13 protein-coding genes are annotated in these 16,735 nt (G+C 54.8%); 7 read left to right on the top strand and 6 right to left on the bottom strand.

Annotation, left to right across the window (positions count from 1 at the left end):
* Nucleotides 1–93: 93 nt before the first annotated feature.
* Together carB and carA are read right to left on the bottom strand one after the other, a co-directional pair.
* Nucleotides 94–3,348 carry a carbamoyl-phosphate synthase large subunit gene (gene carB, locus GM557_RS06650; protein WP_099026794.1) on the bottom strand — a complete coding sequence of 1,085 codons (3,255 nt, stop codon included), beginning with the start codon at nt 3,346–3,348 and terminating at the stop codon, nt 94–96.
* Between the two features lie 3 nt (nt 3,349–3,351).
* Nucleotides 3,352–4,731 (bottom strand): glutamine-hydrolyzing carbamoyl-phosphate synthase small subunit, encoded by a 1,380-nt coding sequence (gene carA / locus GM557_RS06645; protein WP_155573609.1) that lies wholly within the window; start codon nt 4,729–4,731, stop codon nt 3,352–3,354.
* A 241-nt stretch (nt 4,732–4,972) separates the two neighbouring features.
* Between carA and GM557_RS06640 the strand changes: the two genes are divergently transcribed.
* Entirely contained in the window at nt 4,973–5,425 is a 453-nt protein-coding gene (locus GM557_RS06640) for a GatB/YqeY domain-containing protein (RefSeq protein ID WP_155573608.1), read from the top strand.
* A 63-nt stretch (nt 5,426–5,488) separates the two neighbouring features.
* Here the strand turns inward: GM557_RS06640 and GM557_RS06635 are convergent, their stop codons facing one another.
* Together GM557_RS06635 and GM557_RS06630 are read right to left on the bottom strand one after the other, a co-directional pair.
* A complete protein-coding gene (locus tag GM557_RS06635; RefSeq protein ID WP_155573607.1) occupies nt 5,489–6,442 on the bottom strand; it encodes a DMT family transporter in 954 nt (317 codons plus the stop codon).
* 84 nt (nt 6,443–6,526) lie between these two features.
* Nucleotides 6,527–7,465, bottom strand: coding sequence for a DMT family transporter (locus GM557_RS06630; protein WP_155573606.1), 939 nt, complete (start codon nt 7,463–7,465; stop codon nt 6,527–6,529).
* Between the two features lie 128 nt (nt 7,466–7,593).
* Here GM557_RS06630 and dnaG point away from each other — a divergent pair, with 128 nt between their 5' ends.
* The 6 genes from dnaG to GM557_RS06600 all read left to right on the top strand — a co-directional run bounded on the left by dnaG (nt 7,594) and on the right by GM557_RS06600 (nt 14,505).
* Complete coding sequence (gene dnaG, locus GM557_RS06625; protein ID WP_155573605.1) at nt 7,594–9,444, top strand: DNA primase; 1,851 nt, start codon at nt 7,594–7,596, stop codon at nt 9,442–9,444.
* Nucleotides 9,445–9,594: 150 nt separating this feature from the next.
* Nucleotides 9,595–11,544, top strand: a complete 1,950-nt coding sequence (gene rpoD / locus GM557_RS06620; protein ID WP_155573604.1) for an RNA polymerase sigma factor RpoD — start codon at nt 9,595–9,597, stop codon at nt 11,542–11,544.
* 159 nt (nt 11,545–11,703) lie between these two features.
* The gene (gene rpsF / locus GM557_RS06615; RefSeq protein WP_155573603.1) at nt 11,704–12,153 is read left to right on the top strand and encodes a 30S ribosomal protein S6; all 450 of its coding nucleotides are present in this window, start codon (nt 11,704–11,706) and stop codon (nt 12,151–12,153) included.
* Nucleotides 12,154–12,159: 6 nt separating this feature from the next.
* Entirely contained in the window at nt 12,160–12,444 is a 285-nt protein-coding gene (gene rpsR, locus GM557_RS06610; protein WP_155573602.1) for a 30S ribosomal protein S18, read from the top strand.
* Nucleotides 12,445–12,454: 10 nt separating this feature from the next.
* Nucleotides 12,455–13,084 (top strand): 50S ribosomal protein L9, encoded by a 630-nt coding sequence (rplI, locus tag GM557_RS06605; RefSeq protein WP_099026785.1) that lies wholly within the window; start codon nt 12,455–12,457, stop codon nt 13,082–13,084.
* 191 nt (nt 13,085–13,275) lie between these two features.
* Complete coding sequence (locus tag GM557_RS06600) at nt 13,276–14,505, top strand: cyclopropane-fatty-acyl-phospholipid synthase family protein (RefSeq protein WP_155573601.1); 1,230 nt, start codon at nt 13,276–13,278, stop codon at nt 14,503–14,505.
* Between the two features lie 16 nt (nt 14,506–14,521).
* Here the strand turns inward: GM557_RS06600 and rsmA are convergent, their stop codons facing one another.
* Nucleotides 14,522–15,364, bottom strand: a complete 843-nt coding sequence (gene rsmA, locus GM557_RS06595; RefSeq protein WP_155573600.1) for a 16S rRNA (adenine(1518)-N(6)/adenine(1519)-N(6))-dimethyltransferase RsmA — start codon at nt 15,362–15,364, stop codon at nt 14,522–14,524.
* Nucleotides 15,364–16,731: a peptidylprolyl isomerase gene (locus GM557_RS06590; RefSeq protein ID WP_230880636.1), complete on the bottom strand. Its 1,368-nt coding sequence runs from the start codon at nt 16,729–16,731 to the stop codon at nt 15,364–15,366. The genes rsmA and GM557_RS06590 overlap by 1 nt, the downstream gene beginning before the upstream one ends.
* Nucleotides 16,732–16,735 lie beyond the last annotated feature (4 nt).

Below are 16,735 nucleotides of genomic sequence, written 5' to 3'. Positions count from 1 at the left end.
GCCCCTTCCATCACGCGGGAGGAAAGGGGCGGTGTACGCTGTAAGAGGTAGGATAAACAGCAGGGCGTGCGTGCTGCAAGCCTTCTCTTGCGATTAAAAGCTGCTATGGAAGTAAGATTGCAGCGGGGCTACATCAGCTTCCTTCTGTTTTAGGACGGAAATAGCATAGGTTGCTGCTCGCGCCCCCGCGATGGTGGTGTAGTGGGGGATGTTCATCGTCAAAGCCGAGCGGCGGATGTCGAAGCTATCGCGCACGGATTGCCCACCTTGTGCGGTATTGATGACCATTTGCACCTCGTTAGAGTGGATGGCATCCACACAATGAGGGCGACCCTCCAACACTTTATTAACCTGTGTAACGGGGATACCAGCCTCTTTTAAGCGGTCTGCCGTGCCGCGTGTGGCAAGGATGGTAAAGCCCATCTCCACCAATTTACGCGCAAGCGGCTGCACATGGGCTTTATCACTCTCCCGTACGGAGAGGAACACCGCCCCCTCCCGTGGGAGATTTACCCCAGCGGCAAGCTGTGCTTTAGCAAAGGCCATCTCGAAGTTAGCATCCAGCCCCATGACCTCCCCCGTAGAGCGCATCTCTGGCCCAAGGATGGTATCAACCCCAGAGAAGCGGCTGAAGGGGAACACAGCTTCTTTCACCGCAACATGCGGGGCGACGGAGCGGCCCTCAAGCGGGAAGTCGGCTAATTTTGCCCCAGCCATGATGCGCGCACCAATCTTAGCGACAGGCACACCTGTGGCCTTAGCCACGAAGGGCACAGTACGGGAGGCGCGCGGATTGACCTCTAGCACAAAGACTTCATCATCCTTGATGGCGAATTGCACATTCATCAGCCCACGGATGCCGAGCTCACGCGCCATGGCTTCAGTTTGTTCCCGCAACTCGGTGACGAGAGCGGGGGAGAGGGTATAGGGCGGCAATGAGCAGGCAGAATCACCGGAATGAATCCCGGCTTCCTCAATATGCTCCATCACCCCGGCAACATAAACATCTTGCCCATCGGCAATGCAGTCCACATCAGCTTCGATGGCGTCATTGAGGTAATGGTCTAACAGGACAGGCCCCGTAGCGACTTCCTCGCCCGCAGCGCGTAGCACGGTGTTGAGATAATGAGAGAGGCCTGCCTTGTCATAAACAATCTCCATCGCACGGCCACCTAATACATAAGATGGACGCGCCACGACGGGATAGCCGACCTCCTCAGCAATCTTCAAAGCTTCATCAGGATTGCGGGCGATGCCGTTGCGCGGTTGGCGTAGGCCCAGCTTGCGGAGCATAGCTTGGAAGCGTTCCCGGTCCTCGGCCCGGTCAATCGCATCTGCGGGAGTACCGAGGAGGGTGATGCCGGCTTTCTCCAACGCGCGGGAGAGTTTAAGGGGGGTCTGCCCCCCATATTGCACGATGCAGCCCAGAACGGTGCCGTTCGTCATTTCCGTTTTTACAAGGCTGATGACATCTTCAGCCGTCAGCGGCTCGAAATAGAGGCGGTCGGACGTATCGTAATCGGTGGAGACAGTCTCCGGGTTGCAGTTGACCATGATGGTCTCAAAGCCAGCTTCCCGCAGGGCGTAAGCGGCATGGACGCAGCAATAGTCGAACTCAATACCCTGCCCAATACGGTTGGGGCCACCACCGAGGATGACAATCTTCGTTTTGTCAGTCGGGCGGCTTTCGCATTCTGGCGTGCCGAAGCCGCCTTCATAGGTGGAGTATAGATAAGGCGTGTCGGAGGAGAACTCCGCCGCGCAGGTGTCAATCCGCCGATAAACGGGCAACACGCCGAGCTTGCTGCGCAGGGCGGTAACATCCTCTACGCTTTTGCCGCTGAGGCGTGCAAGTTGCCGGTCGGAGAAGCCTTGCGCTTTGACCTGCCGTAGGGCGATGGCCTCTTGTGGCAAGCCGTTTGCTTCGATGTCACGTTCCGTTGCGATGATGGCTTCTAGCTGGCGGAGGAACCATGGCTCAAAATGGCATGCCTTTTGAATATCCTCTAATGAAAGCCCAGCCCGGAAGGCCTGCGCTGCCATGAGGATGCGCTCCGGCCGCGGCTCGGAGAGAGCAGCGCGGTAAGCATCTGGAGAGCCATCACCGGGGGCTTCCACAGGGTCGAGACCTGTTAGGCCTGTCTCCATAGAGCGCAGACCTTTTTGGAGGGATTCTGCAAAGCTACGGCCCACAGCCATGGCTTCCCCAACGGACTTCATAGAGGTGGAGAGTAGGGCTGGCGTGCTGGGGAACTTCTCGAAGGTGAAGCGCGGAATCTTCGTGACGACATAATCGATGGTCGGCTCGAAGCTGGCGGGGATGGTGCCGGTGATGTCGTTTGTTAACTCATCAAGCGTATAGCCAACGGCAAGTTTGGCTGCGATTTTAGCAATCGGGAAGCCGGTGGCTTTAGAAGCCAGAGCAGAGGAGCGCGATACACGGGGGTTCATCTCAATGACGACCATGCGGCCATCTTTCGGGTTCACGCCGAACTGCACATTAGAGCCACCCGTCTCCACCCCAATGGCCCGCAAGCAGGCGATGGAGACATCACGCATGCGTTGATATTCTTTATCCGTCAGCGTCATAGCTGGGGCAACGGTGATGGAATCCCCCGTATGGACGCCCATCGGGTCGATATTCTCGATGGAGCAGACGATGATGCAGTTATCGGCTACGTCACGGACGACCTCCATCTCATATTCTTTCCACCCGATGACGGATTCTTCAATCAGCACCTCAGTGGTAGGGGAGGCGTCCAAACCGCTCGCGACAATTTGGGAGAATTCCTCACGATTATAGGCAATCCCGCCGCCAGAGCCGCCCATGGTGAAGGAGGGGCGAATGATGGCCGGTAAGCCGATATGCTCCAGAGCCGTACGAGCCTCATCCAGCGTGTGGGCAATGGCACTGCGGGGGCTTTCCACCCCGATAGCATCCATGGCCTCACGGAACTTTAGGCGGTCCTCAGCACGGTCAATCACATCAGCCCGCGCACCAATCAGCTCCACCTTATGCTTGGTAAGGAAGCCGGATTTATCCAACGCCATCGCCGCATTGAGGGCCGTTTGGCCGCCCATAGTGGGGAGGATGGCATCGGGCTTTTCTTTGAGGATGATGCGCTCAACAAACTCTGGCGTGATAGGCTCGATGTAAGTCGCATCGGCCAAGCCGGGGTCGGTCATGATGGTGGCGGGGTTGGAGTTTAGCAGGATGACGCGATAGCCTTCCTCCTTGAGGGCCTTACAGGCCTGCGCGCCGGAATAGTCGAACTCACAAGCCTGCCCGATGACAATCGGACCAGCACCAATGATGAGGATGGAGCGGATATCTGTGCGTTTGGGCATGGTTCAGGCTCCTGCCTTGCTGGTTGTGCGGGCTGCGGCGCGGCGGTCCATCACAGCGACAAACCGCTCAAAGAGGTAAAAACTATCAGTCGGGCCGGGGCTGGCCTCTGGGTGATATTGGACGGAGAAGGCTTCCTTCACAGTGGAGGCTAGCCCTTCATTAGAGCCATCAAACAAGCTGACATGCGTCACCTTCACTGTATCGGGTAGGGATTTTTCATCCACAGCGAAGCCGTGATTCTGGCTGGTGATTTCTACCCGGCCCGTTGTGAGGTCCTTAACTGGTTGATTAGCCCCACGATGGCCACGCTCTAGCTTATAAGTCGTCCCGCCCAAAGCACGGGCGAGGAGCTGATGGCCTAAGCAAATCCCAAAGACAGGAATATCAGCTTCCATCACCGCTTGGATGGCCGGGACAGCATAAACAGCCGTAGCGGCGGGGTCTGCCGGACCATTGGAGAGAAAGACGCCTTCAGGTTTTAAGGCCAGGATTTCCTCACCCGTGGCCGTGCCGGGGAGGACATGCACCTCACAGCCAGCGGCTACGAGGCTGCGGAGGATGTTATCCTTCGCGCCGTAATCCAGAGCCACGACACGGCGTTTTACGGCGCGTTCTGGCCGGATATTGTGCCATGTGGTTTTCGTCCAGCTGCGTGCGGGTTGGGCGACTTCCTTTACAAGGTCCATCCCCTCCAAGCCGGGCCATTCTGCGGCTTTTTTGCGGAGAGAGGCGAGGTCAAATTGGCCATCTTTTGGGTAAAAGAGCAGGGCATTTTGTGGCCCCTTATCCCGCAATAGCCGTGTAATACCGCGTGTATCGACCCCACTAATGCCAGCGCGCTTATGGGCTTTTAACCACTCTTGTAACGCTTGAGTGGACCGCCAATTTGCCGGAGCGGTAACATCTTCCTTTACCACAAGGCCGAGGGCTGCCATGGTAGGAGCTTCATCATCATCCCCATTCGTGCCGACATTACCAATATGAGGGAAGGTGAAGGTGATGATTTGACCGGCAAAGGAGGGGTCCGTCAATGTTTCTTGGTACCCCGTCATCCCGGTGGAGAAGCAGAGTTCCCCCACGGCACCCTCATTAAAAGCCCCAAAGCCACGGCCCCAGAAATGGGAGCCATCTGCTAGTACGAGGACGGCTGTTGCCCCTTTTGGAGGTGTATCATCAGTCGGATGGGTCATGGCGGATGTCTCCTCGGAGGTCTCATTTAGGTCGGCTAGGGTGATCCCCGGCACATGGAGCAGGGCAGGCCAATGCTTGGTGGGTACCATACCAGCTTGCCGCCATTTGCGCACGGCCTCGGTCGTGACACCTGTAAGCTGGGCAATTTCAGCCGCACCGCCCGCTTTTGTGATGAGTGAATCGATGTTCATGCGTTGATACTCCGGCACATGCCTTGCGCGTTATGACATTATCATAAGCGAGCTGGAGCGTAATGGGAAGTTTTTTCCCATTACGGAGATGAGGAGGTGGCGATTGTGATATTGGGAAGTTTTTTCCCGTATGTAGCTCTAAGCCTTTCAAAATGGCTCTTATCGACAGGAGAGAGCGAGACTGATACCAGTTAACACCCCTTTTGGGTGATTAGAAACTCATAATTAAGAGAGGACCATCATGACACTTCGTACCCGTATCATGGATGATCTCAAAGCCGCGATGAAGGCTGGCCAGTCTGAGCGTGTGGCGCAGATTCGGGCCATTTCTGCCAAGATTAAGGACCTCGATGTCGCTGCTCGTGCCAAAAGCGGCGAGGTGAGCGAGGATGATATTTTTCTGGCGTTGCGCTCTATGATTAAGACACGCACGGAGTCCGCAGCGATGTATCATCAGGGCAACCGCCCAGAACTTGCCGCAAAGGAGGAAGCCGAAATTGAGACGATTCGCTCTTACCTCCCTGCTGAATTGTCAGAAGATGCCCTCAAAGCTGCGATTGTTGAGGCCGTGAAGGCAACAGATGCTCAGAGCATGAAGGATATGGGCAAGGTCATGGGCGTGTTGAAAAGCCGTTTCGGCGCGGCTTTGGATGCGGGCCGGGCCAGCGGCCTTGTTAAGGCTCATTTAGGCTGAGAACTTTGCCCTTTATAGGCGTTTTATATCCCCGTCCGTCCATAGCGGGCGGGGATGTGTTTATCAGTGGTAGGAGTGGGACGCTTCGTTGTTCTTATGCGCTCGGACGCATGCCAGAACCCCGCTGACAGAGAGTAGGAAGGCCGCCGCCTCCCACAGGGTGGGCAGGCGTTGCTCCCATAAGAAGCCATAGATGAGCGAGAATAATGTCTCAAAAAGAATCATCTGCCCTACCATGGTGAGGGGGAGCAGATGGGTCATGCGGTTCCAGAACGCATTGGCAATGGTGGAGGAGAACAACCCCACACCGCAGGAAATGAGGAAGAAGCGCACCCAACCTGTTGTCGGTAAATGAGCAGGCCAGAAGAAGGCCGCAGGCAGAAGGATGAGGAGCGAGAGTGCCCCAGCGACCACGCCGGTCAGTAAGTTCCATTCATCACTCGTAATATGCTCAAGTTTTTTCAGCCAGTCGGAATTAATGACATTAAACAGCGTCCAACCTAGCAGGGAGCCAATAGCCATGAGCAAGCCGACAGCTTGAAGGAGGGGGCCGGTATGATGCAAGGCGGAGCCGATGAAGAAGTTCTGCCATGAGATGCAGAGGATGCCCGCCGTGCTGAGCAGGATGGAGGGGATAAGCTGGCGGAGTGTGACTACAGCATTATGGCGGCAGATACCGGCTAATGTTACCGTTACAGGGATAAAGCCAATGATGAGAGAGGGCATTGCCACGCCACTAAGCTGAATGGCGACACCCATCATGCTGTAATAGCCTACGCTGCCGAGTATCGCGAGCAGCACAAGAGCCCGAAATGCCGCCCCGTTAATGTGAGGGAGCAGCTTACCCAGCCGTGGGAGCAGGATGAGCAGGGAGACGATCCCGAAGGTTAGATAACGTAATGTTGCCAGTTGGAAGGGCGTGAAGGGAGCGACAAGCTCCGGGGCAAGGAAGGTAATACCCCAGAAGGCTCCTGCCATGGCACCATAGGCGGTGCCAATGAGAATGGACCGTGTCATGCAGGCTCGTTGTTATGTTGTTAATATGTGAGTTGGGCTTGTGTTGTCGTAATGGGTCTTCTGCGTCAAGAGGGGTGGTGTGATTTACCCATGTTTAGCAGGGCCATGGGCACGCACGCAGGAGATGACCCCACTAATGGCCAGAATAATGGCACAGCCCTCCAACAAGGTGGGGAAACGCTGCTCCCAGAGGAAGCCGTAAAAGAGGGAAAAGAGTGTCTCAAAAAGGATCATCTGCCCTACCATGGTGAGGGGCAGCAAGCGTGTCATATTGTTCCAAAACGCATTGGCGACAATGGAGGCCAATAAGCCCATCCCACACGCAATGAGGAAGAAACGCCCCCAGCCTGCCACTGGCAGATGATGGGGCAGAAGGAAGGCAAGTGGGAGCATCAGCAACGCTAGCCCGCCAGTGACGAGACCGGTGAGGAGGTTCCAATCATTATGGGAGAGCGGGGCAATGAGTTTGAGCCAATTAGCGTTTTTAATAACAAAGCCTGTCCAGCTTAGCAATGCCGCTGTTGCCATAAGCAACCCGCCAAGCTGAAGCCATAAACTATTATGATGCTGGGGAGAGGCGTTATGGAAGTTCTGCCACGCAATGCAGATAATCCCCCCCGCACTGAGCAGCATAGAGGGGATAAGCTGGCGAATATGCAAGGCGGAATCCGCTCGCAAGGCCCCTACGACTGTCACTGTGACAGGGATGAAGCCGACAATAAGGGACGGCATCGCCACCCCGCAAAGCTGCACGGCTGTGCTGAGCAGGCTATAATAAATGATATTGCCCATCAGGCTAAGGCCCAGCAGCCCGAGCCACTCCGCTTTGCCAAGATGGGGGAGGAGCGTCTTTAAGCGTGGGGCCAGCAAGAACAGGGCAATCACCCCATATGTGACAAACCGCACCGAGGCGAGTTGGAGTGGAGCAAAGGGGCCAATAAGTTCTGGCGCGAGAAGGGAGAGGCCCCATAAGGCCCCTGCTGCTGCACCGCATGCAATACCGCTGATTGTGGAACGTGTCATAAAAGGCCCGCTCTTTGCTTTGGAAGAACTGAAAAGATGCCTTTGTGTGTTGAGGCTCTGGCGGCTTTCGTCAAGGGGGAATCGGGAGGTATCTTCCCTTTTAAGGGGGGGGATGTCAGAGTAGTGCTATGGCTTTAGATACTGCATTTTTGGATGAGCTGCGCCAGCGTACATCCCTTACGTCACTTTTTAGCCGGCGGAATAAGCTTGTCCGCTCTGGGCGGAACTGGAAGGCATGCTGCCCTTTTCATGGTGAGAAAACGCCATCCCTATATATTTATGACGACCATTATCATTGCTTTGGCTGTGGCGCACATGGCGATGCGATAACTTATGTCATGCAAAGTGAGGGGGCTAATTTTCGTGAGGCGGTAGAACGTCTCGCAGGAGAGGCGGGGATGGACATCCCCGCTGATGACCCCCAACAGGTGGAAAAAGCCCGCGTCAGGCAAACGCTTTATGATGTGATGGAGGCTGTACAAGCCATTTATCGCCGCAGACTTTACCAGCCAGAAGGGCGCGCTGGGCTTGATTATCTACAAAAACGGGGGTTAAGCGCGGAGACGCTGGAGCGTTTTGGCCTTGGCTGGTCTGGTGATGGGCGGTCTCTTCTCAATGCGTTAGCCGCGCAGAATATCACAGCAGAGACGCTGGTGCAGGTCGGGCTTATGCGGGTGGATGAGGCAGGGCGTCCTAAGGGAGAATTATTCTTTAACCGTGTGATGTTCCCCATTCGGGACCGGAAGGGGCGCATCATCTCCTTTGGGGGGCGTGTGCTGGGGGATGGGCAACCTAAATATCTGAATGGGCCGGAGACGGATATTTTCTCCAAAAGGCGGACGCTTTTTAACATCGACCAAGCCCGCCAAGCCATTCATAAAGGGGCTAAGGCCGTTGTGGTGGAAGGCTATATGGATGTCATCGCGATGGCACAGGCTGGCTTTGGGGGGGCTGTAGCTCCCTTAGGCACAGCCTTGGGAGAGGAGCAGATGGAACTCCTCTGGCGGATGACCGATGGGCCTATCATCTGTTTTGATGGTGATGGTGCAGGCCAACGTGCCGCCTTGCGCTCTTGCGAGGTGGCCTTACCTTTGCTCAAAATAGGGCGAACAGTGCGCTTTTGCCGCTTAGATGGGGGGGATGACCCGGACTCCCTCATCCAGCGCGAGGGCGCAAAGGGGATGGAAGCGCGTCTCGTCCAAGCCCGCCCTATGGAGGAGGAATTGTTCAGCCTGCTTACGGCGCAGGAGAGCAACCCCACGCCAGAACGCCGCGCCGCTTTGCGGGAGAAGCTATATGCTCTCGCGCGGATGATCCCTGATAAATTGCTCGCTGGTGAATATCGCAGCACCTTTAGCGAGATGTTTTTTGCACGCTATCGCCGCGTTAGAGGCGGGCGTGGCGGGTATGGGCAACGTAGTACGGAGTATACATCTGTCGTCCCCATAGCGGGGGAGCGGCAGGTCGAGGAAGGCAGTAAAGAGCGGTTAAACCTGCTAACACTCCTTCTTTTACGCTATCCAGAGATATTACCGGGGGTTGATAAAGATTATAATACCCTTTCCCTCCCCGCGCCTTTGGCAGATATCCGCACAGCCTTGCTTAGTTGGATGGATGAATGGACAGGCCCTCTTACAGCGGAGGCGTGTCAGCAATGGATGGATGAGCATGGGTTAAAAGAGACTATTACGCAGTTGCAAAACAGCCCTATGCCCCGGCAGATTAAGGTAGAGGAGGGTGAAGACCATTTGCAAATGGCCATGACGCTATGGTGGCATTTTTATGCTTTGGAGACTCTGAAATCCTTACAAGAGAATGTAGAGGAGGAGGTCCGCAAAACCGTGGAGTTTTTGTTGAGCGCACCTGCCGACTCGGACGAAGCGACCCAACGGGCCCGTTTTGCGGCTATGAAAGCCCGGCAGGCTGTCCTTTTTGCTTTGCGCCGAGGGGAAAAACCTGTCTTAGAGGGTGATACCTAGTGCAGTTTATATGGTAGAAGAGCCAAAAATGGCTGAATAGAACAAGGAATTGTAAGTTTCTCGTGTTCAGTCCTTGACTTGGGGAGCAGGATTAACCAATTCCATGCTGCCCCATTACTGGCTTTACGAGTAAAGTTGACGGAGAGACGCATGGCCATCAAATCAGCCTCTGGATCAGACCGGAATGCACCAGAGCAAGATAGCTCTCCGCTTGATGTGCAGTCTGTCGCTGTTAAGAAGCTGATTGCTAAAGGGCGCGCTGGCGGGCACATCACATTTGATGAACTTAATGCTGTCCTCCCACAGGATAAGATGTCCTCTGAGCAGATTGAGGACATTATGGCCGCATTCTCCGAGATGGGGATTCAGGTCGTTGAGAGTGCGGATAAGGATGAAGATGGCAATAGCGAGGAAGGCGACAGCTCTGCCTCTGAAGATTCGGCAGAAGATGAAAATGCGGGCGGTAATATTGATGCCGTAGCAGCAAGCCGTACCGATGACCCCGTGCGGATGTATCTGCGCGAGATGGGAGCTGTGGAGCTGCTTTCCCGCGAGGGGGAAATTGCCATTGCCAAGCGCATTGAGGCTGGGCGTGGGGAAATGATAGGCGGTTTATGCCGTAGCCCGCTGACCTTCCAATCTATTTTAGGGTGGTATGAACAGCTAAAGAATGAAACGCTGCCTCTGCGTGAGGTGATTGACCTTGAGGCCAGCCAAAGCGACCCCGAATCTCCCGAAGATATGGAGGATCTCACCTCTGAGGAGGACGATGATGATTCCGAGGATGACGCTGAGGATGGCGAAGGCGAGGGTAATGGCGGTGAGGGCAGCGGCCTCTCTCTCTCTGCGCTAGAGGAGAAGCTGCGCCCAGATATTATGTTGATGTTTGAGGCTTTTGAGCCGCTATATCAAAAGCTGGTCAAGATGCAGAGCCAACGTCTCGCTGCTCTGATGGAGGGGCGTGAGGCTTCGGCTACGGATGAGAAGAAATATAACAAGCTACGGACAGAGCTTGTCGCCCTTGTGGAGCGGATGCATCTGCATAATAACCGTATTGAGGAGCTAGTTCAGTCCCTTAAAGCTCATGTGCAGAAGCTGAACACTGTTGAGGGGCGGATGCTGCGTTTAGCAGAGAGTTGTAAAATCCCGCGTGAGGATTTTATGAATCATTATCGTCATCATGAGTTGGCCCCGGATTGGATAGAGAGCATCTGCCAGCTGACCGGTAAGGGATGGAAGACTCTGACCGGCAAGCATCTCTCAACACTTGAGAAAATGCGTGGAGAGGTCGCTGCTCTCTCTAAAGAAACAGGGTTGCCTGTTGGTGAGTTCCGCCTTGTGTATCAGACCATTTCGCGTGGGGAGCGTGATTCCACCCGCGCGAAGAAGGAGATGATTGAGGCTAATCTGCGTTTGGTGATTTCGATTGCCAAGAAATATACAAATCGCGGGTTGCAGTTCTTGGATTTGATTCAGGAAGGCAATATCGGGCTGATGAAGGCGGTTGATAAGTTTGAATATCGCCGTGGTTATAAGTTCTCCACCTATGCCACATGGTGGATTCGGCAGGCGATTACACGCTCTATTGCTGACCAAGCCAAGACCATCCGCATCCCTGTCCATATGATTGAGACGATCAACAAGTTGGTGCGGACATCACGGCAGATGCTCCATGAGATTGGCCGTGAGCCTGCCCCGGAGGAGTTAGCCGAGAAGCTTGGCATGCCGCTGGAGAAGGTGCGGAAGGTCCTCAAGATCGCTAAAGAGCCGATTTCTCTTGAGACCCCCATTGGGGATGAGGAAGATAGCCATCTCGGTGATTTTATTGAGGATAAAACAGCCGTTATCCCGCTAGATGCAGCGATTCAAACAAACTTGCGGGAGGCCACAACGCGCGTTCTGGCATCTTTGACCCCGCGTGAGGAACGTGTGCTGCGTATGCGCTTCGGTATTGGTATGAACACTGACCATACGCTGGAAGAAGTCGGTCAACAGTTTAACGTGACGCGTGAGCGTATCCGCCAAATTGAGGCGAAAGCTCTGCGTAAGTTGAAGCACCCAAGCCGTAGCCGTAAGCTACGTTCCTTCTTGGATGATTAAGTCGTCACTTGCTTTTAAGCGGTTTTTATGGTCTAAGGCCGCTTTCCCTGCCGTGCGCTATGGCGGCGCAACGGCTATACCCGGCATTGCCCTATAGGGGTGGTGTGTTCAGGCCAGCACTGGGTTGGTCCGGGTTGACCTTATCCGAAGGGAGTTTTCATGCCACTTTATGAGACCGTGTTGATTGCACGTAATGATGTCTCTCAGGCTCAGGTTGAAGCCTTGGTCGAGACCATCTCAACACTTCTTGGCGAGCATGGCGGCACAATCCGCAAGCGCGAGTTCTGGGGCCTGCGGACCCTGGCTTATCGTATCAAGAAGAACCGTAAGGGCCATTACGTCCTGCTGGGGATTGAAGCCCCGGTCGAGGCGATGAATGAGCTGACACGTCAAATGGGCCTGAACGAGGATGTTCTCCGCCTGATGACGCTGCGTGTGGATGAGATTGACGAGACGCCGTCTCCGATTCTGTCCCGCAAGGATGATCGCGGTGGTGAGCGTGGGGCCCGTGGGGGTTCCCGCAGCGGTGGCCGTTATGAGAGTGGCCGTGGCGGCCGCCGTCAGAACGAGTCTTCCGAGGCGCGTGATCACGAGGATGAAGCGGAGTAAGAGAGCATGTCAGAAACAAACACGACACAGGCCGTTAACCCTGCGACACGCCGTTTGGCTGTGGGGGCACGCCGTCCTTTCTATCGCCGCCGTAAATCCTGCCCGTTCTCCGGGGCGAATGCACCGAAGATCGATTATAAGGATGTACGCTTGCTGAGCCGCTTCCTTTCCGAGCGTGGCAAGATTGTCCCCAGCCGCATCACGGCAGTGTCGGCTAAAAAGCAGCGTGAACTGGCGCAGGCGATTAAGCGCGCCCGCTTCCTCGCTCTGCTCCCCTATGTTGTAAACTGAGGAGCGCGACATGTCCCAGACATCATTGATTCTGCTTCAACGTGTGGAAAATCTTGGCCAGATGGGCGATGTCGTCCATGTGAAGCCGGGTTATGCGCGTAACTTCCTGTTGCCTAAGGGTAAGGCTCTGCGTGCAACAGAGGCTAACCGTGCGCGTTTTGAGACAGAGCGCGCTCAGCTGGAAGCTCAGAACATCCGTAAGCGTGAGGAGGCCGAGCGTCTTTCCGAGCGTATGCACGGCTTGAGCGTGACGTTGATCCGTCAGGCAGGTGATAGTGGCAGCCTTTATGGCTCTGTTACCCCGCGTGATATTGCAGCCGCTGCTACAGCAGCTGGTTTGACGGTGTCCCGTCAGCAAGTTGTGTTGGATGAGCCCATTAAGGTGCTTGGCCTGGTAGAGGCACGCATTATCCTTCACCCAGAAGTGTCCATTCAGGTGACTGTTAATGTGGCACGCTCTGAGGAGGAAGCTGAGCGTCAGGCACGCGGTGAGGTTATCGGTCAGGAAGAAGAAGAGGATAACATCCTTGGTGAGCTTCATGCCGAGCAAGCCGCTGAAGAAGCTGCCGCTGAGGCCGCCGAAGCTGCTGCTAAAGCCGCTCAGGGTGAAGTGGCAGAGGGCACAGGTCACGAGGGCTAATAGGCTTTCGGCTCTTTTAAGAGACCTTATAGAAACCCGGCAGAGTTCATTCTGCCGGGTTTTTTAGTGCGCGGGGATGATAAGGGGGGCTTGTTATCTCCCCATATTGTGCAAATATTAGCATCTAGAGGTGGCCATTAGGTCCCTACAAAATAAACCTATTTTGAGCCATGTTGGGATGGAATAGCGCGATGAAGTCGGTTCTTGATGCCTTACTAAAGCGGTTCATCTATTTTGGGAGCTTAACCGTCACTTACAGTGATGGAACACAACGCTATTATCCCGGTGAAAAGCCCGGGCGTAAGTCGGCTATTCGCATCCTCTCATCAGCGGCGGAGCGCGCTCTTGCTTTAAAACCGGCCCTAGCCTTTGGGGAAGAATATATGAATGGGACGGTTGTCCCTGATGGTTGTTCCCTAGAGGATGTGATGTGGACGCTCATGCCGAATATTGAGCGTGGCGGGCTATTGAGTGAGGATATTAGTGGTAAATTGCGGTATGTTAGCCGCGTTTTGCGCCCTCTTAATTCGCTAAAACGCTCTCGTACAAATGTGGCGCATCATTATGATTTGAATGGCAGCTTATATGAGCTGTTTTTGGATAAAGACCGGCAATATTCCTGCGCTTATTTTGAGCATGATGATATGTCGCTAGATGACGCACAAATTGCTAAGAAGCGTCATATCGCCGCAAAATTGAAGCTCGATCATGCCGGGCTGGAGGTCTTAGATATTGGCTGCGGTTGGGGTGGGATGGCCCTCACGCTTGCGCGTGATTACGGTGTGAAGGTAACGGGCATTACCCTCTCAGTTGAGCAACTGCAAGTAGCGCGGCAACGGGCGAAAGAGGAAGGGCTAGAGGGCTTGGTTTCTTTCGAGCTGCTGGATTATCGGACGCTGAATAGGCAGTTTGATCGTATCGTCTCCGTGGGGATGTTCGAGCATGTGGGGGTACGGCAGTACGAGAGCTTCTTCAACCATATCAAGCGGTTATTACGACCAGAAGGTGTTGCGGTTATTCATTCCATCGGGCGGATGGATGGGCCGGGTATGACCAATCCGTGGATTACGAAATATATCTTCCCCGGTGGTTATTCTCCCGCTTTAAGCGAGACGCTTGCCGCGTTGGAGCAGACAGGCTTGTGGCTGACAGATTGTGAGGTCTGGCGGTTGCATTATGCGAAAACACTCGCTCATTGGCGTGTGCGCTTCGAGACGAATAAGGACAAGGTGCGAGCCTTATATGATGAGCGTTTTGTGCGGATGTTCGAGCTTTATTTGCTCGCCAGTGAGCTTGCTTTCCGCATTCAAGGCCATATGAACTTTCAACTTCAAATCACACGGGATATTGAAGCCGTGCCTCTTACGCGGGATTATATGTTTGTAGCCGAGCAAGCCCAGCGAGCAAAGGACGAGGCTTAAGCGCGTGCCCTCCGGTTTAGGAGGGGCCTTGTTGCTGGCGTAAATGGCAGCGGGCGAGTGTGTCAAACTCGGCAATGGTGAGGGTTTCGGCCCGGCGTGTTGGGTCGATGCCTGCTTCTTCTAGCAAGATGCTCCCTTTGATGGGTTTGAGAGCCGCCCGTAGCATTTTGCGCCGTTGGCCGAAGGCAGCAGCCGTTACTTGCTCCATGGCTTTAAAGAGGGCGGGTGCGGGCTGCTCAGCATGGGGGATGATGAGGACCACAGCAGAATGAACCTTTGGCGGAGGGGAGAAGGCCCCCGGCGGCAATGTCAGCGCGATGGAACATTCTGCGCACCATTGGGCGAGTACGGCTAACCGCCCATAAGCGGCACTGCCCGGCGCGGCGCAAATGCGCTCTGCGACCTCTTTTTGGAACATCAAGACCATGCGTGACCATTGCGCGGCTTGGCGTAGCCAATTTACCAAAAGGGGTGTGGCGACATTATAGGGTAAGTTAGCGATAATTTGCCGTGGTGCGGGGGTAAGCTGGGTAGCATCTAGCTTTAGGGCATCTTGCCGGACAATATGTAGCTGCTCAGGATAATGGGCCTGTAGTTCCTCAAGGAGAGGCCAAGCGCGGCGGTCAATCTCTACAGCATGAACACTTTGTGCGTTGGAGTCTAGCAACGCACGGGTCAGCCCACCGGGGCCGGGGCCTACCTCTATAACATGCGTTTTGGCGAGGTTACCCCCCAAAGCCGCAATACGCATACAAAGGGTCGGGTCGAGCAAAAAATGTTGCCCTAGCGATTTAAGAGCATCCAACCCATGATGGCGGATGCTCTCGCGTAAGGAAGGGAGCGCGGTTGGTACTGCCATCAAGGAGCGAGGACAGTTTTAGCCGCCGGGCGGATTTTGATGATAGCTGTCCGGCGTAATGCGCGTTGGAGCTGCTGGGAGGCTTGCTCAACACGCTCATTCATCAACTGGTCCGCAATTTGACCAGGAGTTTGCTGGGCAAGGTTGCGTTGCTCGCGAGAGCAGACCATGAGCAAAGCAATGCCATCTGGGGCGACAAGAGGGTGGGATGAATGGCCCGTGGCGATTTTATCAACAACAGCCTTCATTTGGGGGGCGAGACGCTCCTCAACTTGTAAACCCGGATTGCTAGGGCGGCTATTGCCCAATGAGGTGTTGAGAGCCTCCATCTCCTCGCATGTTTTGATGGTCTGTGATTCATGAATCGCTTTCTGCAAAGCGAGTTTTTGTTGGTCCGTGGGGTTGGAGGGGTCTAGCTGAGTGCTGAAGGGGAAGAAGGCCTGCCGCATATTGAGGATTGTGCCCATTTGCTTACCAATCGTCCGGCGGTCCAGAACAGTCACAATCTCATAGCCCCCCGGTACTTTAATAGGGTTAGAGATAGCATTCTCCGGCATTTTTTGAACGATAGGGAGGACTTCTGGCTCGATATTATCTTCCTGCATCCAACCGCGAGAGCCGCCTTGTAGGGCGGATTGGTCTTGGGAGAACTGCGCCGCTACAATCGCAAACGGAGCCCCATTACGCAGTTGATTGATGATAGTTTGGGTAAAGGCCAGCTCTGTAGCGTCATGGCGAGGGTCATTCACAGGGACGAAGATCTCGCTGATGAGATATTGCGGTCGTCCAGCCTCGCGTTGCAGAGCTTCTTCACGCTGGGTGATTTGCAGTGGTGTAACGCGGCTGCGTGTCCCGAGCTCCTCACGCAGTACTTGCATCCAGCCAATTTGGACGCGGATTTGGTCGATTAAGGTTGTAAGAGATACGCCATCAGCTTTAAGCCGGTTGCGAAGGGCGTTTTCTGGCATGCCATTGCGTGTCTCGATGGTGCGGATGGCTTCGGCAATTTGCTCCGGTTCGACATTGATGTGCCGGCGGAGGATTTCCTGCATTTTCAGCCGCTCGTTAATGAGCTGCTGGATGAGCTGCCCACGTAGACGCTCCATAACTTCTGCATTAGGGGTCAGACCGGTGGAGATGACAAAAAGCCGAGCGCGGTCTTCAACATCGCGTTGGGTGAGGATTTGCCCATTCACGATGATAATAATCTGGTCTTCCGTAGCGGGGGTATTTGCTGCTTTTCCATGTTCATGAGGGGTGGCGGCTGGGATATGCGATTTCGCCATTGCCTGCCCTCCGACCATAAGGGCGGTGCATGTTGTTAGGGAAAATAGTGCAACGCGCGAGAGACGAGAGTAAAAAGCCATAACC

The organism is Bombella sp. ESL0385, assembly GCF_009725755.1.
Lineage (GTDB): Bacteria > Pseudomonadota > Alphaproteobacteria > Acetobacterales > Acetobacteraceae > Bombella > Bombella pollinis.
This window is presented reverse-complemented; position numbering and strand designations above follow the sequence as displayed.

What these genes read in the sequence shown, in the direction of transcription:
- rpoD (WP_155573604.1), top strand. Translation starts at nt 9,595, where the DNA reads ATGGCCATCAAATCAGCCTCTGGATCAGACCGGAATGCACCAGAGCAA.
- GM557_RS06640 (WP_155573608.1), top strand. Translation starts at nt 4,973, where the DNA reads ATGACACTTCGTACCCGTATCATGGATGATCTCAAAGCCGCGATGAAG.
- GM557_RS06600 (WP_155573601.1), top strand. Translation starts at nt 13,276, where the DNA reads ATGAAGTCGGTTCTTGATGCCTTACTAAAGCGGTTCATCTATTTTGGG.
- rplI (WP_099026785.1), top strand. Translation starts at nt 12,455, where the DNA reads ATGTCCCAGACATCATTGATTCTGCTTCAACGTGTGGAAAATCTTGGC.
- carA (WP_155573609.1), bottom strand. Translation starts at nt 4,731, where the DNA reads ATGAACATCGATTCACTCATCACAAAAGCGGGCGGTGCGGCTGAAATT.
- rpsR (WP_155573602.1), top strand. Translation starts at nt 12,160, where the DNA reads ATGTCAGAAACAAACACGACACAGGCCGTTAACCCTGCGACACGCCGT.
- GM557_RS06630 (WP_155573606.1), bottom strand. Translation starts at nt 7,465, where the DNA reads ATGACACGTTCCACAATCAGCGGTATTGCATGCGGTGCAGCAGCAGGG.
- dnaG (WP_155573605.1), top strand. Translation starts at nt 7,594, where the DNA reads ATGGCTTTAGATACTGCATTTTTGGATGAGCTGCGCCAGCGTACATCC.
- carB (WP_099026794.1), bottom strand. Translation starts at nt 3,348, where the DNA reads ATGCCCAAACGCACAGATATCCGCTCCATCCTCATCATTGGTGCTGGT.
- GM557_RS06590 (WP_230880636.1), bottom strand. Translation starts at nt 16,731, where the DNA reads ATGGCTTTTTACTCTCGTCTCTCGCGCGTTGCACTATTTTCCCTAACA.
- rpsF (WP_155573603.1), top strand. Translation starts at nt 11,704, where the DNA reads ATGCCACTTTATGAGACCGTGTTGATTGCACGTAATGATGTCTCTCAG.
- GM557_RS06635 (WP_155573607.1), bottom strand. Translation starts at nt 6,442, where the DNA reads ATGACACGGTCCATTCTCATTGGCACCGCCTATGGTGCCATGGCAGGA.
- rsmA (WP_155573600.1), bottom strand. Translation starts at nt 15,364, where the DNA reads ATGGCAGTACCAACCGCGCTCCCTTCCTTACGCGAGAGCATCCGCCAT.